Origin of the sequence: Cohnella thailandensis, from assembly GCF_014212135.1 — a bacterium.
GTDB classification, from domain to species: domain Bacteria; phylum Bacillota; class Bacilli; order Paenibacillales; family Paenibacillaceae; genus Cohnella; species Cohnella thailandensis.
Map to the genome: position 1 here is coordinate 351,785 of NZ_JACJVQ010000013.1, position 23,424 is coordinate 375,208.

Genomic DNA, 23,424 nt, shown 5'->3' on the forward strand with positions numbered 1-23,424 from the left:
TTGACGGAATCTCGCCTCAAGAGCCGTGCAGCGTTACTGCGAACATCGCCTCAAGAGTTGTTTAGCGATACTGCGAACATGAAATTTCATGTTTATTAAGCCCCCGGCACCCGATTCCGCCCCGCTGGACATGAAATTTCATGTTTATTTCGTTCCCAGCCTCCGTATTGCCTCGCTAGACATGAAATTTCTTGTTTATTCAGCCCCCGGCACCCGATTCCGCCCCGCTAGACATGAAATTTCATGTTTATTCCGTTCCCAGCCCCCGTTTTGGCTCGCTGGACATGAAATTTCATGTTTATTCAGCCCTCCCGCACCCACTCCCCCTCCATTCCCCCTTCATTTAAGCGTACCCCCGTCACAAAGCAAAAAAAGCCTCCCGGCCCTAAATCAGCCGGGAGACCCCGAATCCTTCTGCTCTTACATCGCGCCGGCGGCGCTCGCGGCCGCGCCGCCCGTGAACTGGCTGTTGTAAAGCTCCGCGTAGAAACCGCCTCGCGACAGCAGCTCCGCGTGCGTCCCCTGCTCGATGACCGTTCCCTTGTTCATGACGAGAATGAGATCGGCGTCGCGGATCGTCGAGAGGCGATGCGCGATGACGAAGCTCGTACGGCCTTCCATGAGACGGTTCATCGCCTGCTGAATGTGAATCTCGGTCCGCGTATCGACGCTGCTCGTCGCCTCGTCGAGGATAAGAATGGCGGGATCGGCGAGAATCGCGCGGGCGATCGTCAGCAGCTGCTTCTGGCCTTGGGAGATGTTCGACGCTTCTTCGTTCAGAACCGTATCGTAGCCGTCCGGCAGCGTGCGGATGAAGTGGTCGGCATAAGCCGCCTTCGCGGCCTGCACGACATCCTCTTCCGTCGCCCCCTCGCGTCCGTAGGCAATGTTGTCCCGGATCGTTCCGTTGAACAGCCACGTGTCCTGAAGCACCATGCCGAACAGGCTTCGCAGATCTCCTCTCTTGAGCTGCGCGATGTCCCGGCCGTCGATCGTGATCGAGCCCGAGTTTATCTCGTAGAACCGCATGAGCAGGTTGACGAGCGTCGTCTTGCCCGCGCCCGTCGGTCCGACGATCGCGATCGTCTGCCCGCTGCGAACGTCGATGCTCAGGTCGTCGATCAGCGGCTCTTCTTCCTTATAGCTGAAATTCACATGACGGAAGCGGACGTCCCCGTGAACCTCGGACGACTTCAATCGGCCCTGCTGCTCCGGCACCTCTTCCGGTTCGTCCAGCAGCTCGAACACCCTCTCCGCCGACGCGATGGTCGACTGGATGATGTTGGCGATGTTCGCCGTCTGGGTGATCGGCATCGTGAACTGCCTGGCGTACTGGATGAACGCTTGGATATCGCCGACCGTGATCGACTGCCTCGTGACCAGGATCCCGCCGACGACGCTGATGGCGACATAGCCGATGTTGCCGATGAAGCTCATCAGCGGCATCATGACGCCGGAGACGAATTGCGCCCTCCAGCCGGCTTGGTACAGCCTGTCGTTGATCTCGTTAAACTTCGCCTTGGACTTCTCCTCGTGTCCGAACGCCTTGACGATCGCATGTCCGGTATACATCTCTTCGACATGCCCGTTCAGCTGCCCAAGCTCCGCCTGCTGGTTCTTGAAGTACGTTTGGGAACGGCCGGCGATCGCCTTGATCACCAGGAAGCTCAGCGGCAACGTGAGCACCAGGATGAGCGTCAGAAGCGGACTGATCGTCAGCATCATGACGATGATCCCGACCAGCGTGACCACCGAGGTGATCATCTGGGTAAGGCTCTGCTGGAGCGTGTTCGCGATGTTGTCGACGTCGTTCACGACCCGGCTCAGAATCTCCCCGTGCGTCTTCGAGTCGAAGAATTTCAACGGAAGGCGATTAAGCTTCGCATTCACTTCGTTGCGAAGATGATACACGGTACGCTGAGCGACGCCCGCCATCAGGAACTGCTGAACGTAGGTGAACAGCGAGCTGACCACGTACAAGCCCGCCAGGAGCACGACGATCTGCCAGATGCCGGCGAAGTCGATGCTCGCGCCCGCTTCGCCTTGGATCTTGGCCATGATTCCGTCGAATAGCTTGTCGGTCGCTTGGCCGAGAATTTTGGGGCTGAAGATGGAGAAAACGGTACTTAAGATGGCGGTAATAAGCACGGCGAGCAATTTGAAGCGGTATGGACGCAAATACCCGAGCAGCCGCCGGAACGAGCCCTTGAAGTTCTTCGCCTTCTGGCCCGGCATCATCATTCCGGGAGGGCCGCCGCCGAAGCCGGGACCGGGACCTCTAGGTCCTCCATGCCCCTTGCCGCCCGGACCGCCGGGAGGACGGTTGTCGTGGTTGCTCATGCGATCTCCTCCTCCGACAGCTGCGAAGCGACGATTTCTCGGTAAACCTCGCAGGATTTCAGTAGCTCTTTATGCTTGCCGATTCCGACGACCCGCCCCTCGTCAAGGACGATGATTTGATCCGCGTCCATGATCGTGCTGACCCGCTGCGCGACGATCATCACGGCGGCTTCCGTCGTCTCCGATCTCAGCGCCGCGCGCAGCTTGGCGTCGGTCTTGTAGTCGAGCGCCGAGAAGCTGTCGTCGAACAGGTAGATGTCCGGCTTGCGGACAAGGGCTCTCGCGATCGAGATCCGCTGCTTCTGCCCTCCGGAGACGTTCGAGCCGCCTTGCGCGATCGGCGAGCCGAAGCCTTCCTGCATCTCCTCGATAAAGCCCGAGGCCTGCGCGATCTCCGCCGCGTGCCGGACCTCATCGTCCGAGGCGTCTTCGCGGCCGAACCGGATGTTGTCGGCGATCGTTCCCGTGAACAGCACCGCTTTCTGGGGGACGAGACCGATCTTGGCGCGAAGCTGCTCTTGGGTATAGTCGCGCACGTCCCTGCCGTCGATCCGGACGCTTCCGGAATCCGCGTCGTAGAAACGGGGAATCAGGTTGATGATCGACGATTTGCCCGAGCCGGTGCCGCCGATGATGGCGGTAATCTCTCCCGGATTCGCCTTGAAGGATATTCCGCTGAGCGCGGGCTGCTCGGCGCCCGGATAACTGAACGTGACGTCAGCGAATTCGATCGTGCCGCGTTTGGACTGAAGCGATCCCGCTCCGGCCCTGCCGGCGCCGTCCGTGTCGCGAATGACCGCCTCTTGCTGCAGCACTTCGTTGATGCGCACGGCGGAAGCGGACGCTCTCGGCACCATGACGAACATCATCGACATCATGAGCAGCGAGAACATGATCTGCATGCCGTATTGAAGGAACGCCATCAGGTCGCCGACCTGCATATGTTCGTGGCTGATTCGGATGCCTCCGAACCAGATGATCGACAGCGATACGAAGTTCATGATGAGCATCATGAGCGGCATCATGAACGCCATGATCTGATTTACCTTGATAGAGGTATCCGTCAACTCGGCATTCGCCGCCTCGAACCGTTTCTTCTCATGCTCCAGCCGATTGAACGAGCGGATGACCCGGATGCCGGTCAGCCCTTCCCGAAGCACCAGATTAAGCTTATCCAACCGTTTCTGGATGGATTTGAAGTGCGGCATCGCCTTGCGGACGATCAGGTAAATCGTCAGCGCGAGCACCGGAATGGCGACCGCCAGCACGAGCGTCAGCTTGGCATCCTTGGATAAAGCCATGATAAGTCCGCCTATGGACATCATCGGCGCCATGATCATCATCCGCATCATCATGATGAGAACCTGCTGGACCTGGTTGATGTCATTGGTGGTGCGGGTAATGAGCGAAGCCGTCCCGAGCTTGTCGAATTCCTGCAGCGAGAAATTCTCCACGTGGGAGAACACTTTGCCGCGAACGACGAGGCCGAAGCCGGAAGCGACTTTGGAAGAATAGTAGCTCGCCAGAATGGAGAAAGCCGTTCCTCCCAGCGTCACGAGAAGCATGAACCCTCCCATTTTCCAGATGTAGCCCTGATTCTCTCCGATGACCCCCTTGTTAACGATATCCGCCATCAGAGTCGGCAGATAAAGCTCCGACAGAGACTGCAGGAGAACCAGCGCCATGACAAGAGCGACGCCCCAGCGATAGGGCCTCAGAAACCGAAACAGCTTTAGCATTTGATCACACTCCAATAGGTTCGATCCTCTTGATCTCAAAGCAATAAAGTAACCCGAAAATATGAACTGAATATGAACTGGGCTTGCGGAGAGGATCTGCCGGGAATACGGCTGACGTTGAGGCTACTTTTGCTTCGTCTTGATGTAGCCGTCGTTCTCTATGTCGACGCGGGCACGAAAGTCGACCTTCAGGCGGCCGTAATCCTCTTCCCTCCAGTCGCGCAGCCGTTCCCTGGGAATGCAGCGGCGGAAATCCTGCCCGAAGGCGAAGATGTCGGCCTTCTCCTTGCGGACTTGCTCGAACAGGCGGTCGAAACGGCTCTTGAACTGCTCGGACAGCTGCCTCATGACCTGATCCTCGGTCATCTCTTCCTTCAGCTCGATCAGGTCCACGGATAGGTTCAAGGTCGCGGCCAGGCGGGGAGTGTCGCCGTCCATCCATCCCCTTCTCTTCACGCGGGTGCCGCTGATCATGACGCTCGCGTTCTTCATCACTTCGATTTTACCCTGTCCGCTCTCTCCGTTGAACACGTTGAACAAAAGAGTTTCGTCGGGGCTGATCCGGCCGACCATTCTTCCGTTGCGGATGACGGCGGAGCCGATGTGCTCGATGGTCGTTCGGCCGCCGGACCGGATGATCGGAACCACGACGTCCCGGGTATACGAATGAACGCTGCGGTACACCTGCCAGACCCGGGACAGCGCGATCTGCGGACTCCAGCCGGCGTTCTTCTCGAAGAAGTCGAACAGGTTGCTGACGTTCGGATCGGCCCGCTGCCCGATCTTCCGGAAGAACGGCTCCAGCTCTTCGTCGCATATAACGACGAGAGCCTTCGGGGAAATGTCGCGCGCCCGCATAAAAAATTCAAAAACGTCGCCCATCCCCATCTGCGCCAAATTCACGTGGACCAGGATGATTTTCAAATGAAGCAGATCCACCTCGGACTCCAGATTCATCGCCATCTGGTCGATCGCTTTCGTAATCGTATGCCCCTCCGAAGAAACGACCTTGACGTCGGTCCCCTTCTCCTTGGGCTCCGGCAGCTTGAGAAACACTCGGTACCCCTCCTCCACCGTCTGCAAGCCGAGCACGACCGGAAGCGACCTGTGGTTGATGTCCTTGTAATCCCAGCAGCCGGTGCCGGCTGCGACCGTCAAGCCTAACGCCGCGGCGAGCTTAAGAATTCGTTGGAATGCTCTCATAGTCCGGTTCCTTCTTCGCCCGTCTCCCGATCCAGTATACCGTAGCCGGGACGACAAGCATGATATAGGCGCGAATCCAAGTGTTCCACATGAACAGGAGCTCGATATCGTGCCAGGATCTGATTCTCAGGCAGCATCCGAAGACGATCGCCGACAAGACGAGAAGCGTCCACCCCCTGTTCATCCTCGGAAAAAATCGCACGGCAAGCTCGACGGACTGCCATAGCACCAACGCGACCAGCAGCATGACGAACGTAAGCAGGCTCATGAGAAAAAACACGGTGACCCGCTCGAACATAAGCCAGTTGATTTGGAGCGTATCGAGGGTGACGACGAACGGATAATGGAAGTTGGAAGCGGTCGCCTCCCCGAACGTAAGCACCGGTATGTAGACGGAGAATAGGAAAAACGGGACCAACAGGACCGATGCCCACATCAAGCCGCGGATGCGAAACGTAAAGTACGGCTGCACGAAGCCGAGGAACAAAAATACGCCGGCGAACGCGAAAAAGCTTTTGTAGAACGACGAATCCCATAAAAAACCGTAATGGCGGTCGAACAGCGGAAAAAAATAACGCCAATCCACGCTTTGGAACGAGGCGGCGAATATAAACAGAAACAACGGAAGGCAGACGATGGCGACCAGCGCCGTCGCATAGAAGATCGGCCGAATGCCGGCGTTCGCCAGCCAGACGGGAATCAGGAAAAGCAGCGCCATGACCGCCCATAGCGGCGTTTTCTCCAGGAAAACGATCGAGACGATCTCGGAATAGGCGCGAACGGTGATGACGTCGACCATGGCGTAATAGACAAAGACGGGCAAGAGCAGCAGGACGGCCGGCGCTTTGCCAAGCCCGAGGTATAGGCTCACCATATCCCGATTGCCGCCCAAGCTTAACCCTTTAACGAACAGCCAAAGAAAAAAAACATGCACGGCGAAGCCGACCAGGATCGGAACCCAGTGGCCTTCTTCCGCGCACGCGATAATATCTTCCGGGTAGATAAAAAAAATCAATCCCAAATGAGCGACGAAGTAGAACAGCAGGACGTGAACGCTCCTACTCATGGCGAACCTCGTCCTTCCATCCGGGAAACTGGAGGTAGTTGACGCCGTACGTGCTCTGGCTCGCGAGGTAGCCGCAGATCGCCAAGAACCCCGCGAAGATCCCGATGATCCCGAAGATCGCCGACAGGACTAGCGTCACGTACTTCAATACGCGAATCGCATACGAATTCTGAAACCCGGCGATCGTCGAATTCGCGATCGTCGTGGCCGCAAGCACGATGATGAGAAGATTGCTGACCAGCTTCGCGGAGACGACGGCTTGTCCCAGAATGATGCCTCCGACCATCGTGATCGTCGGGCCGACGCTCTTCGGCAGCCGGATGCTGCCCTCCAGTATCAATTCGAGGACAAGGAGCATCGTCAACGTTTCGAGGAAGGCCGGATAAGGGACGCCTTCCCGGCTCTGCGCGACCGACAGGGCGAGCTGAATGCGAAGCGCCTCGGGATTGATCGCCACGAGGGCGACGTATAGCGCGGGGAGAAGGATCGTCATCAAGGCGCCGATGACGCGTATCGCCCGAATTCCGTACATGATGTAGACGGGGAAGTTCTGATCGCTCTCCAGGGCGAACAGATCCCATAGAAGCGTCGGCATGATGAGCGCGTAAGGCATCCGGTCGACAAACAAGATGACCTTGCCCTTGCGCAGCATGCAGGCCGCCTCCGACGGCAGCTCGGTCGAATTCAGCTTGGTGATGAGGGAACGCTTGGGATAGCCGAGCGCCGCGATCAGGCCCTGCAGCGTGGATACGTCCTCGATCTTGTTCGTCCTTAGGTTCTCGTCCAGCTTGCGGACGAAATCAGGATCGGCTCGGCCCGCCATGTACAGAATGGCGACTCTCGTCGGGGAGTCGCGGCCTGTTCGAACGACATCGACTTTGAGCATGGCGGATCGAAGAAACTGGCGGGCGATGCCGATGTTGGTGTCGACGTTCTCGGTGAAGGCCGAGGCGGGACCCCGGATGACGTTCTCCAGATTCGGGCTGCTGACGGGCCTCTCCAGCATTCTTGCGACGGGTGTCAGCACCCAGCAAATTCCGTTCTCCTTCTCCGGAACGACAAGCAGCTTGCCGTCCAATACGGCTTGAACGGCTTCCTTGGAATCGTTGGCCGAGCTCTCGAAGCCGAGCAGCCGCTTCTCGGACAGGCCGTCTCCGGGCGTCGACGCCGCGAACTTCCAGACGGCGGATTTGGTCTCGGCCAGATCGACGAGCGAGCCGAAACCGAGCAGCCGTACCGTTTCCCCGAGCAAATCGTCGCGTTCGTCCAGCCAATCGATATCGTCCTTAAAGCGCCGCGACAGCTCCTCGATCCAATCCGCCATGCCCCGCCCTCCGCTTTGTGGGTTTTCTTCCAGTTTCTGCAGAGGGTGCTCTTTCTATTCGGCGGTTGCGGGAGGGCGTGACGGATCGCAACGAAGAGGCGGATCGCAGCGAAGGGCGGTAAAAAGAAAACGGGGCGTAAATCTCTCCGGAAAATCGATCGTCAGGCCAGGATCTTGTCGATCAACCCGTACTCGAGAGCTTCCTCGGCCGACATGAAGTTGTCGCGGTCCGAGTCCTTCTCGATCTTCTCGATCGGCTGCCCCGTACGTTCAGAATAGATCCGGTTAAGCCGGTCGCGAGTCTTCATAATATGGCGGGCGCGGATCTCGATGTCGCTCGCCTGCCCTTGGGCGCCGCCGAGCGGCTGGTGGATCATGACCTCGGCGTTCGGCAGCGCGAAGCGTTTGCCCTTAGCGCCGGCCACCAGCAAGAACGAGGCCGCGGAAGCCGCTATGCCCACGCAGATCGTCGAGACGTCGGGCTTGATGAACTGCATCGTGTCGTATATGGCGAACGCGGCCGAGACCGAGCCTCCCGGAGACTGAATGTAGAGGCTGATGTCCTTCTCCGGATCGTCCGCGGCCAAGAACAGCATCTGGGCGATAATGGCGTTGGCGACGTTGTCGTCGATCGCCGTTCCGAGAAAGATGATTCTGTCCTTCAGCAGGCGGGAGTAGATGTCATAAGACCGTTCTCCGCGGTTCGATTGTTCGACGACGATTGGCACAAAGCTCATGGGGATTCCCTCCTTTGGTTAGTAAAACGTTCTTATGCGGCGCTGCGAAGGCTCGCGATCGGGCCGCTTCCAAGCTTGCTTCTTCCCGCAACCGCTTGACCGAACCCGGATGCATGCACGCGCAGCAACGGAGCGTTAGGCTCGCCTTGCTCCCCTAACGGGACGACGGCGAAGGTCGCCTCCGATTCCCAGATCACGATGCTTCTCTTCCCTTGCGGCGCCGACTCCCTCGGCTCCGCTTCCTTGACGGCATCCTCTTGCTTCGTCTTCACGCTGTCGCTCATGGTTTGCTTCCTCCTTGATCCAATTGGGGGTAAACGGCGAGAATCGCCTTGAAGCCGCCTTCCTGCGCGCCTTGCGCCCGATACTTCCGGACGACCGACCGGACCGCTTCCTCGTAATCGCGCAGGAACTGCTCTCTCGTCTTCTCGTCCGGAAGGCTGAGGTCCGTCTCCAGCACCGCGCTGGGAACCTCCTCTTCGGAATCCGACACCTCCATGAGCCGCAGGGCATCCGTGCGGATCCGTTCGGATACGTTCACCAGCTGCCGCAGCGCCCCTTGATCCTTCATCCGTTGCGTCAGATCCTCGGACCATCCGAACGAATCCGGGATGACGTAGGAGCGCGCGATCGCTTGGTACAGCGCCTCGATGAGATTCTTCACCTGGCGCGTCCCGCTTCTTCGGATCAGGCCGACTTTCTCCAGGCTCTTCAGATGGTAATTCAGCTTCTGCGGCGTCTGGCTCATCTGCCGGGCCAGCTCCGCGGCGGAGGCGGGTTCCGCCAGCAGCTGAAGAATCTCCGCGCGCATCGGGTTCAGCAGCGCCAAGGCTTGCTCCGGAGTTTCCAGCCGGTATACGTCCGCAATGGGACTCGAGTTCGTCTTCGACATCCTGCTCATCACCATAAAAATTAATTTTTACGTAAATTCATTTTATTGCGACTCTCCCGGAAAGTCAAGGGCATGAGTCCTGCGCGCCGCCCATTTGTTCTGATTCCCGTCCTGGCGTAAAATAGAAGCATCATCGCTAATTAATCGCCCACAAGAAGGAGGAAGCTACGAGTTGTTATACGTCGATAACGGCAATGGGCACGACCCTTCTCTGAATCTGGCGTTGGAAGAATACATCCTGCGCAAGCTGCCCGCGGAGAACGATTATCTCTTGTTCTATATTAACGAGCCGTCCATCATCATCGGCAAAAATCAAAATACGGCGGAGGAAGTCAATTCCGAGTATTTGCGCGAGAACGGCATCCATGTCGTTCGCCGCTTAAGCGGAGGCGGCGCCGTTTACCACGACCTGGGCAACCTGAACTTCAGCTTCATCACCCGGGACGACGGCCAATCGTTCCATAACTTCATGAAGTTCACCCAGCCCGTCGTGAACGCGCTGCGCAAGCTCGGCGTCGATGCCGAGCTGAGCGGCCGCAACGACCTACAGGTAGGCGAACGCAAAATTTCCGGCAATGCTCAATTCTCTACCCGCGGACGCATGTTCAGCCACGGCACGCTCCTGTTCGATTCCCGGATGGAGAACGTGGCCGCCGCGCTCAAGGTCAACCCGATCAAGTTCGAGTCGAAGGCCACGAAGTCCGTGCGCAGCCGGGTCGCGAACATCGCGGAGTTCCTGAAGGAGCCGATGACGATCGAAGAGTTCAAGCAATTCGTGCTGGAATCGATCTTCGACGGCCAGCCGATCGAACGTTACGAGCTGATGGAAGCGGACTGGGCGGAGGTGCGCAAGCTGGCCGACGAGCGGTACCGCAGCTGGGACTGGAACTTCGGGCAATCCCCGGCCTTCAACGTGCAGAACGTGAGAAAGCTGGCGGCAGGATTGTTCGACGTTCGTCTCGAAGTGGTCAAAGGGGAGATTCGCGGGGCCGCTGTCTTCGGCGACTTTTTCGGCCGCGGCGAAGTGTCGGAAGTGACGGACAAGCTGATCGGCATCCGGTACGACAAGGAATCGATCGAACGGGCCATCGACGGCATCGACCTTGCCTTCTACTTCGGTCCCGTCGAGAAGGAAGAATGGCTCTCCCTGCTGCTCTAACTCGACCATAGAAAGTACATATCGAAGAGATCAAGGAGGAGAAAAAATGAGTTTGACCATCAAAAGCACGACGACGCTGAACAACGGAGTTCAAATGCCTTGGCTGGGCCTTGGCGTATGGAAGGTAACCGCGGAAGGCGAGGCGCGACGCGCCATTCATGCGGCTCTCGAGGCCGGCTATCGAAGCATCGACACCGCTCGCATCTACAAGAACGAGGAAGACGTCGGCGATGCGATCCGCACGTCGGGCGTCCCCCGCGACGAAATCTTCGTCACGACGAAGATTTGGAACGAGGACCAAGGCTACGACCGGACGCTGGTCGCCTTCGAGGAGAGCCGCAAGCGGCTCGGCCTTGACGTAATCGACCTCCTTCTCATCCACTGGCCGGGCACCGACAAGTTCCAGGACACCTGGAGAGCGTTCGAGAAGCTGTACAAGGATGGCTTCGTCCGCGCGATCGGCGTCAGCAACTTCAAGGTTCATCATCTGAAGAAGCTGGCCGAGACGAGCTCGATCGTTCCCGCGGTCAACCAGGTCGAATACCATCCCCTGCTTACGCAGAAGGAGCTGCTCGCCTACGCGAAGCAGAACGGCATCCAGCTCGAGGCCTGGAGCCCGCTCATGCAGGGCAATCTCGACCAACCGGTGCTGCAGGAGCTTGCCGCCAAATACGGGAAGACCGTCGCGCAGATCATCCTTCGCTGGGACATTCAGAGCGGAGTCGTGACGATCCCGAAGTCCGTGACTCCTTCCCGCATCGCCGAGAACGGCAACCTCTTCGACTTCTCGCTGTCGGACGAAGACATGGCGAAGATCGACGGCTTGAACCAGGATCATCGCTTCGGCTCGGATCCAGATAAGCTATTGTTCTAAAACAAAAAATAAGCGCCCTCCGTTTGGCTTTAAAGGCCGACGGAGGGCGTTTGTTTTATCTTGCTAAGTGTTGCCTATTTTGACCCGTGATCGTCTCGGCCGAGATTATCCACTTAGAGCCGACTTCATAAAGCCGCGGAACCTTAGCAGCGCGATCGCGATGCAGGCGACGGCGAAAGCCGCGAGCACCGCGAGAGACGGCAGGATGCCTGACAGATGGTCGCCCCGCACCATTATGTCCTGGAACGCTTTCTGCGCCCAATATTGCGGGATGAAATGGCTGACCGTCTGCATCGCCTTAGGCATATATTCGAGCGGGAACCACAGCCCGCCGAGCACCGCGCCGCCCATCGTGATCAGCTGGACGAACGCCATGCCCTGATTCTCGCCGCGCACGACCATCGACAACGCGAGGCCGATCCCCGTGCCGCACAGCGCCAGCATAAAGACGAGAGCCGCGATAGCCGACAAGTCGCCAAGCTGTACGTCGTACGCATAGTGACCGAACGCAAGCAGTACCGTGCATTGAACGAGCGCGACGCCCAGGTAGGCAAGCCACATGCCGAGCAGGTAATTCAGCGGACTCATCCGGGTCGTGCGAAGGCGAGCGGTCATTCCGGTGGTCTTATCCGTGACGAAGCGGCGAATCATGGAGATCATGACGAAGAAGACGAACATCACCGTATATCCCGGCACGACTTGGGTCACCGTGTTGCTTTCCGTCGAATTCTGCGGCTTATCCTCGATCCGAAGCGGCGATTGAAGCGCCTGCTTGCGCGACTCCTCATTCGCGCCAGCCGACTTCAACGCATCGTCGATCCGCTGCTCGCGATAATCGCTCGCCACGTTCTCGAGGGTGGTCCTCAGTCCGGCGACCGTGTCGGACGCGGCGTCGCTGTAGAGTACGACCGACGCTTGGCTGTTGCCCCCCTCCGCCAGCGCGCCGTCGAACCCCTTAGGGATAACCAGCAGGGAGCTCAGCTTGCCTTCGCGGATGCGGGACAGTTCGTCGTCCAGCGTTCCGGCATCCTTGGCCTCGAGCTTGTAGCCGCCCTTTGCTTCCAGTGAGGCCAACAAGGCTTCGGAAGCGCTCGAGCGATCCATATCGATGTAAGTCAACGTTTGAGGAGTGCTGCCGAGTTGGCCGAGCACGGTGCCGAACAGGACGATGAACATGACCGGCATCAGCAGCAGCCAGAAGAACGTTCCTTTCTCTTTAAGAAGCAGCTTCCACTCTTTCGTCGCGATACTGAATATCATGTCGTTAATCCCCTTCCGTAATCGATCGTCAATTGTCCCTTAGGGTCGTGCCGGTCAGCGTCAGGAAAACGTGTTCCAGGGACGGACGAACCATCTCCAGCCGCTTGACCTTGAGCGATCGCTCCTTGCACACTTCCGCCCAATCGGCAAGCGCGTCGAGCGGCGTTGCCGTCTCCAGAATCCAACCGCCGTCCTTGGCTTCCGCCTTGCCGTATTCGGCCAATGCCGGAGGCGCCTTCCCGTCCTGAAGCTCCAGGTACACGGCTTGCGTGCCGAATCGATCCATCACCTCGCCGAGCGTGCCACCCGCGATGACCTGGCCATTATCGACGATCGCAAGGCTGTCGCACATGGACTCGACTTCTTCCATATAGTGGGTGCTGTACAGAACGGTAACGCCCGATTGCTGCAAGGAACGGATCATCTCGAAAATATGATTGCGGGACTGGGGATCGATGCCGACGGTCGGTTCGTCCATGATGATCAGTTTAGGCCGGTGAAGCAACGCGGCCGCGATGTTAACTCTTCGCTTCATCCCGCCGGAGAATTTCTCGACTGCGTCCTTCGCCCGATCGGCAAGGCCGACCTGCTCCAAAACTTCATCGATTCGGCGCTTCAGCTCCTTGCCCTTGACACCGTACATTTCTCCGAAAAAAACCAGGTTGTCGGCGGCGCTCAGTTTCTCGTACAGGGTGATGGATTGGGGAACGTAACCGACCTGTTTTCTCACTTCGTTCGCCGCCGTGCCCAGATCGTTGCCGAAGATGCGAGCTTTGCCCTGATCGGGCTCAAGCAGTCCGGACAAGATTTTCATCGTCGTCGATTTGCCCGCCCCGTTCGGGCCGAGCAGGCCGAAGCAGCTCCCGGCTTCCACCTTGAATCCGATTCCTCTCAAAGCCGCCTTGTTCTCGTAAGATTTCGTCAGCTGCTCGACTTCGATCGCGTAGCTCATGATTGGCTCTCCCATCCGTCCTTTACAGGACCAAATATTTCTTGCAGACGTTCACGGCTCCCGCGAACAGCAGCGCGGCAACCAACCAGATTACCGGTACAGCCAGCCAAATCCAGCCCGTCACGGAACCGCCGAACAATCCCCAGGCTTCGCCGTGCTCGATGTCGGCTGGTCCGTTGAGATAATTCAACACGTTGCCGAACAAGCCGAACGTGATCCAGAGCAGCGGAGTCAGGGGCCTTAAGCTCGACTTGCTGACAGCCGCGATCAACAATCCCAAAGCCTGCATTATTGGAGTTATGACGACGAGAATCAGCAGGAAATGCAGTTCAAGCTTGACGAACTTGCCGAAGCCCCCGAAGCCAAGCCGGTGTACGAGCAGGTTGAACGTCTCGACGATCGCCACGCCCGCGAAGAACAGAACGGAGATCCCGACAGCCAGCCCGAACGAAGCGGCAAGCTTGGCCAGCAGAAGCCGCGAACGCGGATACGGCAGCGCGAGCCACCAGCCTAGCGTGTTGCCCGTCCATTCCCGCTTCAGCTTCTGGAACGCGATCATGCAGAAGACGAACGGAAGCCCGAAGCTAAATAACAGCAGATATTCGGACTTTAAGCCCTCCGCTCCTCCCCATATCGCTACCGCGACAAACAGTACGACCGCTACTGCCGCTATATAAATCCAGTACCAGGATCTCGCGAATCGCTTGCACGATTCGAGCTTAAGTTCATGCCGGATCAAAAAAGCAAATTGCCCGTTGTTCATCGAATCCTTCTCCCCCTATCCGTAAATGCGGCGGTAGATGTCCTGCATGGATCCCCGTTCCGCGCGGAGATCTTCGACGCTTCCGGCCAAGGCCGTCCTGCCGTCGTTGACGAACACGGCATGGTCGAACAAGCTTTCCGTCTCCGCGATCTCGTGCGTGCAGATCAACACCGTCTGCCTCCGCGTCGAGAACGAATCGATCAAGGCCGCCACGATTTTCTCTCTTGACAGCATGTCGATGCCGGAGAAAGGCTCGTCAAGGATGAGCAGAGGCACTTCCCGGGCGAGGCACAGCGCCAGCATGAGCCGGGCTTCCTGCCCCTTGGACATGCCTTCCGTCTCCAGATCGGCTTCAAGCCCGAGCGAGCCCGCAAGCTCCCATGCCTCGTCCTTCCGGAACTCCGGCAGCAGCCGAGCTCCCCATTCGATCGCTTTCTCGACCGTGTGTCCCTGATACCATCGGGCCCGGTCGGGCAAATACGAAATACGGCGATTATTCTGCCAGGACGGCCGTTCGCCGAGCACCGTCAGCGTACCGGAGTCCGGTTCGACCATGCCGGTCAGCATCCTCATGAACGTCGATTTGCCGGCTCCGTTCGGGCCGAGGATGGCCGTAATCGCGTACTCCGGCACTTCGATGTCGAAGCCGTCCAGCGCCCGCCTCTTGCCGTAACTCTTCGTGATTCCCGCTCCCTTGATCGCGACGGTCATTATCCCTCGCCCCCTTTGGCTCTCAGAATGTTAGCGATGTCCGCCGCCGTGAAGCCGAGGCTGCTCATCCTTGCAAGGAATTCTTCGACCGCCTCTTCGGCAAGACGATGCCGGATATGGCTCACTTTATCGGCATCGGTCGTGATAAACGTTCCCTGTCCCCGCCTTGTCTCTGTCAATTGATCCCTCTCCAGCTCCTGATAGGCTCTCATAACCGTATTCGGATTGATCTTCAGCGCCTGCGCCATCTCCCGGACGGAAGGTATTTTCTCTCCCAATGCGATCTCACCCTTCGCGATCGAACTTCTCACTTGCTCCAATACTTGTTCGTATAGCGGCTGGCTCAGATCGAGCGCGAACCGCATCCCGCCGACTCGTATCTCATTCAAGCGGGCACCTCCTCGCTCACGTATATCACTTGACTTAAGTGTATTATATCACTTAATACACTTAGTGCAATAGGAAGCCATAAAAAAACCAGCCGAATCCTTCGGCTGGCTTAACGATCATTAAAGATGATCAAGATTCATTTTGGAGAGACTGCATGGACAGCCCCGCCCGCTCCATCGTGGATCTCATGAGAGGGGGGACGGGCGCGCGGAATTCTCGCCCGTCGGGAAGCTTGACTCTCCAGGCGTGAAGCAGTTGATGGTTGACGCCGCCGAACGGCTTGCCGCCGTACTTCACGTCGCCCAGCAGCGAATGGCCGATGCTCTGCAGGTGGGTTCGGATCTGGTGGGTACGGCCGCTGACGAGTTCGACTTCGATCAGCGTGTATCCTTTGCCGTGCTGCAGGACCCGATAATGCGTAGTCGCCGATTTCTCCTGCTGCGGAATGACGCCGAGCCGCTTGCCGTTGTCGGGGCCGGCCACGATCGTCCGATTGCTTTTCTCGTCGCGGATCAGGCTTCCGGTTAACGTTCCTTCCCCTTCCAGACGTCCTTCCACGATCGTTATGTAATACTTCTCCATCTCGTGCTTCTGAATCCACTGATTCAGCTGATGAAGCATGCCTGCCGTCTTGCCCACGAGCACGATGCCGCTCGTGTTGCGGTCGAGCCGGTTCGCGGTTGCCGGCATGAACAATGCGCTGTCGAGTTCTCCCTTGCGGTACAAATACGCATGCACGCGGTTGACGAGCGTATCCTTCTGGTCCGAGCTGTCCGGATGCGTGAGCATCCCGGCCGGCTTCAATACGACGAGCAGCTGCTCATCCTCGTAAATGACGTCGATGTTCGCGTTGACGCCGATGTACTTCGTTTTTTTCTGCCCCTTGGAGGCCTCTTCGTACTGGGATTCCTCCACGTATAAGGTCAGCTCGTCACCGGCGGCGAGCTCGTAGTTCTGGTTCTTGCGCTTGCCGTTCACTTTCGCTTTGCCTTGATCGATCATCTTATAAATCTGCCCTAACGGAATGTTCGGCATCAAGTTGCGCAAGTAACGATGAAGCCGCTTGCCGCTCTCCGATGCGGTAATCTTACGGGTAATCATGAACGCTGCCACTCTCCATCCTATCGCTTAGCCTGACAACAGATTATCAACAACGAAAGGAATGTTCAAGTCGCCATGCAGAGCACACTAGGCATAAATATCATAAACGAAGCTTTTCGCGCGACCTCATTTACTTGCTATAGCAATATTGACAATTGAAACTATCGGATCTAAAATTAATTGCTATGACAACTACTTTGGAAGGAGGCTTATTCACATGCTGCTTGACGACTCCATCGGCTTTCTCATTAGCCGCACCGGCCGAAGAGTAACGCAATTGCTGGCTTTGCATCTGGCCTCCACCGGCATTACGACCGAACAATGGTCGGTCTTGGCCCGGCTATGCGAGGAAGACGCCCTCAGCCAGAAGGAATTGGCTTCGAGAGTCAGCAAGGATCAGACGAACGTCACGCGAATTCTGGATCAGTTGGAGCGCAAGGGATTGATCGTTCGCGTCGTGAACCCCGAGGATCGCCGTTCCCATCTGCCTTCGGTAACCGCGGAAGGCCGGGCCGCCTACGGAGAGATCGCTCCGCTGGAGGAGAACGTCATCTCGCTTGTCACCGAAGGACTTACCCCGGCGCAATTATCCACCCTCAAGGAGCTGCTGAATCGCATCGCCGATGCTGCCGGCCGCCATCTTAATGACAACAAACCAGAATAACAGCAAAGAAGGCGAATACATCTTGGACAGTAAGCAAAGTTTATGGACACGCAATTTTTTCAGCATCTGCTTCAGCAGTTTTTTTATTTTCATTACTTTTTACGCGATGACGGCCACCCTTCCGACCTTCGTCACCGACGAACTGGGGGGCAACCAGCAGCAAGCGGGCTGGGTGCTTACGTTTTACGTCATCGCAGCCGTCATCATGCGGCCGTTCGCGGGACGTTTGATGGACGGTCCGGGAAGAATGAAGCTGCTCTTGATCGCGACGGCGCTCTTTATGGTCTGCAGCTTTTTCTACCCGATGATTGCGGGATTCGGCATCCTGCTCGTCCTGCGTTTCATCCATGGGCTTAGCTTCGGAGCCGCGACGACCGCCAACGGGACGATCGTGGTCGAATATATCCCCGCCAATCGCCGGGGAGAAGGAATGGGGTATTACACCTTGGCCATGAATCTGGCGATGGTGCTCGGGCCGTTCATGGGTCTCCTCCTCATTCAGAATGCCAGCTTCGATCTCTTCTTCTACGTGCTGATGGTATTATGCGTGCTGGGCATGATCCTCGCCGTCGTCGTTTCGAGAAGCCGCCGCGACCGCGCTGACGCCAAGCCGGCGCAGGCAGCCAACGAAGTTAAAGCGGCCGGGCAGAAGCCTCGTTTCTCATGGCGCAGCTATATCGAACCGAAGGCGATTCCGATCTCCTTCGTCGCCATGTTCCTGTCCATGGCATACGCAAGCATTCTCTCCTTCGTTCCCAGCTTCGCGAAGGAGATCGGCTTGGAATCGTACTCGAGCTACTACTTCATCGTCTATGCCGTCATGATCGTCGCCGTCCGGCCGTTCACGGGCAAGATCTTCGACCGGCTGCACCGGAACTACATCGTCTACCCGACCTTGCTCTTGTACGTTATCGGACTTATCGTTCTGGCGACCGCGCATTCCGGATTCATGTTCCTGCTGTCGGCCGCCATCATCGGCCTCGGCTTCGGAAGCCTGTCCCCGTGCCTGCAGACGATCGCCATTCAGATGGCGCCAAGGGAGAAAGTCGGGCTGGCTACCGGAACGTACTTTATTTTCTTCGACGGAGGCGTCGGCATCGGCTCCGCCGTGCTCGGCAGCATCGCCGCCGCGACGAACAATCGCGTCATGTATCTGTGCAGCATGGTATCCGTTCTGCTCGGCGCCATCGTTTACTTCTGGCTCATGCATCGCAGGCCTTCCCATCAAGCCGAAGCCGCCGATGCCGCCTGACGCCTGACGCCGGTTACCCGCATCGACAAACGCAAAAAAAGCTGTTCCCGCCCGGCTGGGCGAAGGAACAGCTTTTTTGGTATTTTGACCTCGCTAACGCTTGGATGGATCGTAGGCCTCGCCGGCTGCGGCCGGACCTTTGACTCCCTTGCCGACGGCTCCCGCAAGCACGAGAAGCGTTAGTAAATAAGGAAGCATGTAGAGGAATTCCATCGGAATGTCCTTCGACCAATCATAAAGCTTAACGAAATTGCGAAGCGCTTGAGCCATTCCGAAGAAGAAGGTCGCCCCAAGCACTCCCCAAGGATTCCAGCGCCCGAAGATCATGGCGGCCAGGGCGATGAAGCCTTGACCGGAGACGGTGGTGTGCGAGAAGTTGCTCGTTGTCGTCAATGCGATTGCGGCGCCGCCTATGCCGGCTAGCACGCCGCTGATGATAACGCCAATGTAACGGTACTTTATGACGTTGATGCCGACCGTGTCCGCCGCACCCGGATGCTCGCCGACCGAACGAAGACGAAGGCCGAACGGCGTCTTGTACAGCAAGTAAGCGCTGATCGGAATAAGCAGGTAGGCGATATACGTCGTCGGATACGTGTTGAACAAAGCTTGGCCGAGGAACGGTATATCCGAGAGAAGCGGAACCGGCCACTTCTTCAACACTTCTTTAAGAGTTTCCGTATCGCCCGCGCCGTCAAAGATGACTTTTACTAAATACAGAGTGATCGCGACCGCCAGAATGTTGATGACGACGCCGACGATAGCTTGATTCGCCTTTAATGTGACGGTCGTATAGGCTAGCAGCAGCGAGAAGAGGACGCCGCACGCAATACCGGCCAAGATCCCGATCCAAGGCGACACCCAGCCGTAGCCAGCGTTCTCCGCGTAATAGGTCGCGATGGCCGCTCCGAACGCTCCTCCTGTCATCATCCCTTCCAGCCCGATGTTGAACACGCCGGACCGTTCGCTGAACAATCCGCCCATCGCTCCAAAAATGAGAGCCGTCGTGAAGACGAAGGTCGAATTGGTAAGATTCGCGATGTCGTTAAGCCAATCCATCTTACGCCGCCTCCTTCCGCTTCGCTTCGCGTCTCGCCATGAACGGCTTGTACAGCATCTGAATCAATCCTTGGGAAGCGACAAAGAAGATGATGCAGCCGATGACGATTCGCACGATCTCTGTCGGCACGCTAGCCGAGAAGTTCATACCCGCAGAGCCGTAAGTCAGAACTCCGAATAGGATGGAGCTGAGCAGAATGCCGACCGGATGATTCCCTCCGAGAAGCGCTACGGCGATACCGTCGAAGCCGTATCCGGCGGAAGCCGCGCTGATGACTTGGTAATGGAAAACGCCAAGCACCTCGAAGACGCCGCCGAGCCCAGCAAACATGCCGGCGATCATCATCGACTTCAACATGTTCTTCGGCACGTTGATGCCGGAGAAACGCGCCGCTTCCGGATTGAAGCCGACCGCGCGAAGCTCATAGCCTTGCTTCGTGCGCCACAATATGATGTAGAAGAGGCTCGTGCAGATCAGACCGATGACGATACCCCAGTCCATCCGCGCATTATCCATGAACGTGGACAGCCAGCCGATGGACATCGACGCGGATTCTTGAATCGTCTCAGAGCGCTGGGTCCCCGGCTTAAGCACCACGGTGCGAATCAGATAATTGGATAGATAAAGGGCGATCCAATTCAACATGATGCAAGAAATAACCTCATTTACTCCACGGCTCGATTTCAGATAGCCGGCAAGAGCCCCCCAGAGTCCGCCGATCAGCATTCCGCAGATAACGGTTAGGGGAGCGTGCACGATCCATGGCAGGAAGTCGATCTTGACACCGACGATCGTCGCGCCTGTCATCCCCATGATGAGTTGGCCGTCGGCGCCGATATTGAACAGGCCTGCGCGGAAGGCGAAGCCTACCGATAAACCGGTGAATAACAGCGGCGTAATCGTGCGGATCGTCTCTCCGATGTCATATTTGGAACCGAACACCTTATCGAATAACGCTTGATACGCCTCCATAGCGTTGAAGCCCCCGATCCACATGACGATGGCTCCGCAGATGAGACCAAGGACGATCGCGATGATCGGCACCCATATGTTATTGGCGACGAAGATCCTGCTCCACTTTTTAACGCTCTGGTTGTCGCTCATGCCGCACCTCCGTCTTTTGCGCCTAGCTTGTTGCCCGCCATCATGAGACCGAGCTTCTCGTCGTTGACTTCCTCGCGGTCGAGCACGCCCATGATTCGTCCTTCATTAATGACCGCGATTCGGTCCGACATCTTGTACAACTCGTCCAGCTCGTAGGAGATAAGCAGGATCGCCTTGCCCTCGTTCTTCGCTTGCATTAAGCGCTCATGGACGAATTCGATCGCCCCTATATCGAGCCCCCGAGTCGGCTGTACGGCGATCAGCAATTGAGGATCGCGCGTCAGTTCTCTCGCGATAATCGCCTTCTGCTGATTGCCCCCGGACAGGGAACGCATCGACACTTGAATGCCGGCGCTTCTCACGTCGAACTCGCTCGTCAAACGGGAAGCGTGCCGTTCGATCTCCTTATCGTTAAGGAAGCCGTTCTTCCCGAATCTTGAGTCTTTGTAGGTGGTCAGCACCATATTCTCGCTGACCTTGAAATCGAGAACGAGACCATGCTTCTGCCGATCCTCCGGGATTTGCGCGATTCCAGAGACCATACGCTCGCGGATGCCGACCTGCGTCAAATCGGCGTTGCCGAGCATAACGCTTCCGGAATGAATCGGGCGAATGCCGGTGATTGCTTCCACCAGTTCTCTCTGCCCATTGCCGTCGACCCCTGCCAAGCCGTAGATCTCCCCGGAACGAATCACCATCGAGATATTCTCAAGAATGTTCTTGCCCTTGTCGGCTCCTTGTACCGTCAAATTGTCGATCTTGACGAGAGGAGATCCCGGCTCTTTACGCTCCATCGCCAATTCGAACGATACGCGGCGTCCGACCATTTTCTCGGCCAGCTCGTTCTCGTTCGTCTCGGCGGTAACGAGCGTATCGATGACCTTGCCGCGCCGAATAACCGTGACCCGGTCCGACACTTCCATGATTTCCTTAAGCTTATGCGTAATGAGAATGATGGACTTGCCTTCGGCTGCAAGGCTGCGAAGGATTTGCATAAGCTCCTGAATCTCCTGAACGGTAAGAACCGCGGTCGGTTCGTCGAATATGAGAATTTCCGCGCCGCGATACAACGTCTTCAGAATTTCGACCCGCTGCTGCATGCCGACGGTAATATCCTCTATCTTCACCTTTGGATCGACCTTAAGTCCGTATTGCTCGGACAGCTGCTGCACGCGATCGTTCGCATTGCGGTAGTTGATCGAGAGCCCTTTCTTCGGCTCGATCCCGAGTACGATGTTCTCGGCGACCGTGAAGTTCTGCACCAGCTTAAAATGCTGGTGGACCATGCCGATGCCGAGTTTGATCGCCTTGCCCGGACCGTCGATCGTCTCTTTAGCTCCGTTAATATATATTTCGCCTTCGTCAGGCTGATACAGCCCGAACAAAATACTCATGAGCGTCGATTTGCCCGCTCCGTTCTCCCCCAGCAGCGCGTGAATTTCCCCTTTGCGCAGTTGAAGGCTGATGCTGTCATTGGCAACGATGCCCGGGAAGCGCTTCGTGATCCCTTTCAACTCGACAACCGGTACCGCTTGGCCCACGGCGTGTCAACTCCTCTCCGAAATGAAGGCAAATCATCAATGAATTCGATCCTTCAGGAATGGATAAGCCCCTGCTCGTTCCTTACCCATTCGTGAAGGATTAAATGGAACAAGGACAAGGCGAATGGCTGCCTTGTCCTTGCGGCTGATCGGCTGCGAATTATTCTGTAGGAACAGTGATTTCACCGCTGATGATCTTCTGTTTGTACTCTTCGACCTTGTCCAGAACGTCTTGCGGAACGTTCGGGTTCTCATTCGGCAGGCCTACTCCGCCTTCGGCAAGGCCAAGTTCCGTCGTCGTGCCGCCTTGGAAGTTGCCGGCAAGCGTATCGGCCGTAACCTTGTAAACAGCCTCGTCAACCTTCTTCATCATGGAAGTCAGGGTGATCTCGTTACCGAATTCAAGAGCCTGGTCTTTGTCGACGCCGATAACCCATACCTTCTGGCCGGCGCTCTGACGATCCTTCGCTTCGGTGAACACGCCATTGCCGCTTCCGCCTGCAGCATGGAAGACGATATCGGCTCCGCCGTCGTACAATGTGGCGGCAGCAAGCTTGCCCAGGTCAGGCTTGCTGAAATCGCCGACGTAGTTGCTAGTGACGACAGCATCCGGGTTAACGGCCGCTACGCCAGCCTTAAAGCCCGCTTCGAACTTCTTGATAACCGGCAGCTCCATGCCGCCGACAAAGCCGATCTTGTTCGTCTCGGTCATCAAGCCCGCAACGACGCCAACCAGGTAGGAGCCTTCATGCTCCTTGAACAGAACGGATTGCACGTTCGGCATGTCGACCGTGGAGTCGATCAGCGCGAGCTTCGCATCCGGGTTCTGTTCCGCGACGGTCTTCATGGCTTCGTCGAACAGGAAGCCGATGCCCCAAGTCAGCTCGTAGCCATCCTTAACGAATTGGTTCAGGTTCGGTTGATAGTCGGCATCCTTCTTGGATTCCAGATACTTCTCTTCCGCGCCGGTATCCGCAGCTACCTTCTGGAGAGCTTCCCAAGCTTGCTGGTTAAAGGACTTGTCGTTTACGCCGCCCGTGTCCGTAACCATGCCGATTTTCTTGCCTTTGCCGTCGACGGTTCCCGCGCTTCCGGAATCGCTTGGCGAAGCGCTCGGAGACGCGCTGGCGGACTCGCTTGCAGGTGCGCTCGCGGACGGGCTGGCCGCGCCGTTATTGTTGCTGCCGTTGTTGCCGCAACCCGACAACACGAGACCAAGCGACGTAACCACGCTTAGAATCAGACCCGCGGACTTCAAACTTTTCTTTTTCATTCGACAATCCTCTCCCCAC

Annotated in this window: 22 protein-coding genes; 4 read left to right on the forward strand and 18 right to left on the reverse strand. The window is 57.3% G+C overall.

The features are described from left to right. Positions 1 to 420: 420 nt before the first annotated feature. The 8 genes from H7B67_RS15875 to H7B67_RS15910 all read right to left on the reverse strand — a co-directional run bounded on the left by H7B67_RS15875 (position 421) and on the right by H7B67_RS15910 (position 9,301). Positions 421 to 2,340 carry an ABC transporter ATP-binding protein gene (locus tag H7B67_RS15875; protein WP_185120812.1) on the reverse strand — a complete coding sequence of 640 codons (1,920 nt, stop codon included), beginning with the start codon at positions 2,338 to 2,340 and terminating at the stop codon, positions 421 to 423. Beyond that, complete coding sequence (locus H7B67_RS15880; protein ID WP_185120813.1) at positions 2,337 to 4,079, reverse strand: ABC transporter ATP-binding protein; 1,743 nt, start codon at positions 4,077 to 4,079, stop codon at positions 2,337 to 2,339. Before H7B67_RS15880 ends, H7B67_RS15875 begins: the two co-directional genes overlap by 4 nt. Positions 4,080 to 4,202: 123 nt before the next feature. After that, positions 4,203 to 5,282 carry a Ger(x)C family spore germination protein gene (locus H7B67_RS15885; RefSeq protein WP_185120814.1) on the reverse strand — a complete coding sequence of 360 codons (1,080 nt, stop codon included), beginning with the start codon at positions 5,280 to 5,282 and terminating at the stop codon, positions 4,203 to 4,205. Next, positions 5,257 to 6,348: a GerAB/ArcD/ProY family transporter gene (locus H7B67_RS15890; protein WP_185120815.1), complete on the reverse strand. Its 1,092-nt coding sequence runs from the start codon at positions 6,346 to 6,348 to the stop codon at positions 5,257 to 5,259. The genes H7B67_RS15885 and H7B67_RS15890 overlap by 26 nt, the downstream gene beginning before the upstream one ends. After that, a complete protein-coding gene (locus H7B67_RS15895; RefSeq protein WP_185120816.1) occupies positions 6,341 to 7,672 on the reverse strand; it encodes a spore germination protein in 1,332 nt (443 codons plus the stop codon). The genes H7B67_RS15890 and H7B67_RS15895 overlap by 8 nt, the downstream gene beginning before the upstream one ends. A 161-nt stretch (positions 7,673 to 7,833) precedes the next feature. Then, positions 7,834 to 8,409, reverse strand: coding sequence for an ATP-dependent Clp endopeptidase proteolytic subunit ClpP (clpP, locus tag H7B67_RS15900; RefSeq protein ID WP_185120817.1), 576 nt, complete (start codon positions 8,407 to 8,409; stop codon positions 7,834 to 7,836). A gap of 32 nt (positions 8,410 to 8,441) precedes the next feature. Continuing rightward, positions 8,442 to 8,693: a hypothetical protein gene (locus H7B67_RS15905; RefSeq protein WP_185120818.1), complete on the reverse strand. Its 252-nt coding sequence runs from the start codon at positions 8,691 to 8,693 to the stop codon at positions 8,442 to 8,444. After that, positions 8,690 to 9,301 carry a winged helix-turn-helix domain-containing protein gene (locus H7B67_RS15910; protein ID WP_185120819.1) on the reverse strand — a complete coding sequence of 204 codons (612 nt, stop codon included), beginning with the start codon at positions 9,299 to 9,301 and terminating at the stop codon, positions 8,690 to 8,692. The genes H7B67_RS15905 and H7B67_RS15910 overlap by 4 nt, the downstream gene beginning before the upstream one ends. Before the next feature lie 172 nt (positions 9,302 to 9,473). Here H7B67_RS15910 and lplA point away from each other — a divergent pair, with 172 nt between their 5' ends. Together lplA and H7B67_RS15920 are read left to right on the forward strand one after the other, a co-directional pair. Further along, positions 9,474 to 10,460 carry a lipoate--protein ligase gene (lplA, locus tag H7B67_RS15915; protein WP_185120820.1) on the forward strand — a complete coding sequence of 329 codons (987 nt, stop codon included), beginning with the start codon at positions 9,474 to 9,476 and terminating at the stop codon, positions 10,458 to 10,460. 46 nt (positions 10,461 to 10,506) lie between these two features. Beyond that, a complete protein-coding gene (locus H7B67_RS15920) occupies positions 10,507 to 11,334 on the forward strand; it encodes an aldo/keto reductase (protein ID WP_185120821.1) in 828 nt (275 codons plus the stop codon). Between the two features lie 105 nt (positions 11,335 to 11,439). On the opposite strand, the gene H7B67_RS15925 is transcribed toward H7B67_RS15920, so the two are convergent. The 6 genes from H7B67_RS15925 to H7B67_RS15950 all read right to left on the reverse strand — a co-directional run bounded on the left by H7B67_RS15925 (position 11,440) and on the right by H7B67_RS15950 (position 16,511). Further along, on the reverse strand, positions 11,440 to 12,594 hold the full coding sequence (locus H7B67_RS15925; protein WP_185120822.1) for an ABC transporter permease: 1,155 nt from the start codon (positions 12,592 to 12,594) through the stop codon (positions 11,440 to 11,442). A 28-nt stretch (positions 12,595 to 12,622) separates the two neighbouring features. Continuing rightward, positions 12,623 to 13,546: an ABC transporter ATP-binding protein gene (locus tag H7B67_RS15930; protein ID WP_185120823.1), complete on the reverse strand. Its 924-nt coding sequence runs from the start codon at positions 13,544 to 13,546 to the stop codon at positions 12,623 to 12,625. Between the two features lie 22 nt (positions 13,547 to 13,568). Continuing rightward, positions 13,569 to 14,309 (reverse strand): ABC transporter permease, encoded by a 741-nt coding sequence (locus tag H7B67_RS15935; protein WP_185120824.1) that lies wholly within the window; start codon positions 14,307 to 14,309, stop codon positions 13,569 to 13,571. A 15-nt stretch (positions 14,310 to 14,324) separates the two neighbouring features. After that, a complete protein-coding gene (locus H7B67_RS15940) occupies positions 14,325 to 15,020 on the reverse strand; it encodes an ABC transporter ATP-binding protein (protein ID WP_185120825.1) in 696 nt (231 codons plus the stop codon). Further along, complete coding sequence (locus H7B67_RS15945) at positions 15,020 to 15,409, reverse strand: GntR family transcriptional regulator (RefSeq protein ID WP_185120826.1); 390 nt, start codon at positions 15,407 to 15,409, stop codon at positions 15,020 to 15,022. Before H7B67_RS15945 ends, H7B67_RS15940 begins: the two co-directional genes overlap by 1 nt. Before the next feature lie 130 nt (positions 15,410 to 15,539). After that, a complete protein-coding gene (locus tag H7B67_RS15950) occupies positions 15,540 to 16,511 on the reverse strand; it encodes an RluA family pseudouridine synthase (protein WP_185120827.1) in 972 nt (323 codons plus the stop codon). Positions 16,512 to 16,728: 217 nt separating this feature from the next. Here H7B67_RS15950 and H7B67_RS15955 point away from each other — a divergent pair, with 217 nt between their 5' ends. Both H7B67_RS15955 and H7B67_RS15960 read left to right on the forward strand, forming a co-directional pair. Further along, positions 16,729 to 17,175, forward strand: a complete 447-nt coding sequence (locus H7B67_RS15955; protein ID WP_185120828.1) for a MarR family winged helix-turn-helix transcriptional regulator — start codon at positions 16,729 to 16,731, stop codon at positions 17,173 to 17,175. Positions 17,176 to 17,197: 22 nt separating this feature from the next. Next, a complete protein-coding gene (locus H7B67_RS15960) occupies positions 17,198 to 18,427 on the forward strand; it encodes an MFS transporter (protein WP_245363649.1) in 1,230 nt (409 codons plus the stop codon). Between the two features lie 93 nt (positions 18,428 to 18,520). Here H7B67_RS15960 and H7B67_RS15965 read toward each other — a convergent pair whose 3' ends face one another. From H7B67_RS15965 to H7B67_RS15980, 4 genes are all read right to left on the reverse strand, one after another. Then, on the reverse strand, positions 18,521 to 19,486 hold the full coding sequence (locus H7B67_RS15965) for an ABC transporter permease (protein ID WP_185120830.1): 966 nt from the start codon (positions 19,484 to 19,486) through the stop codon (positions 18,521 to 18,523). A 1-nt stretch (position 19,487) separates the two neighbouring features. Continuing rightward, a complete protein-coding gene (locus tag H7B67_RS15970) occupies positions 19,488 to 20,591 on the reverse strand; it encodes an ABC transporter permease (protein ID WP_185120831.1) in 1,104 nt (367 codons plus the stop codon). Further along, entirely contained in the window at positions 20,588 to 22,132 is a 1,545-nt protein-coding gene (locus H7B67_RS15975) for an ATP-binding cassette domain-containing protein (RefSeq protein WP_185120832.1), read from the reverse strand. The genes H7B67_RS15970 and H7B67_RS15975 overlap by 4 nt, the downstream gene beginning before the upstream one ends. A gap of 160 nt (positions 22,133 to 22,292) precedes the next feature. Continuing rightward, positions 22,293 to 23,405: a BMP family lipoprotein gene (locus H7B67_RS15980; protein WP_185120833.1), complete on the reverse strand. Its 1,113-nt coding sequence runs from the start codon at positions 23,403 to 23,405 to the stop codon at positions 22,293 to 22,295. Positions 23,406 to 23,424: the final 19 nt, after the last annotated feature.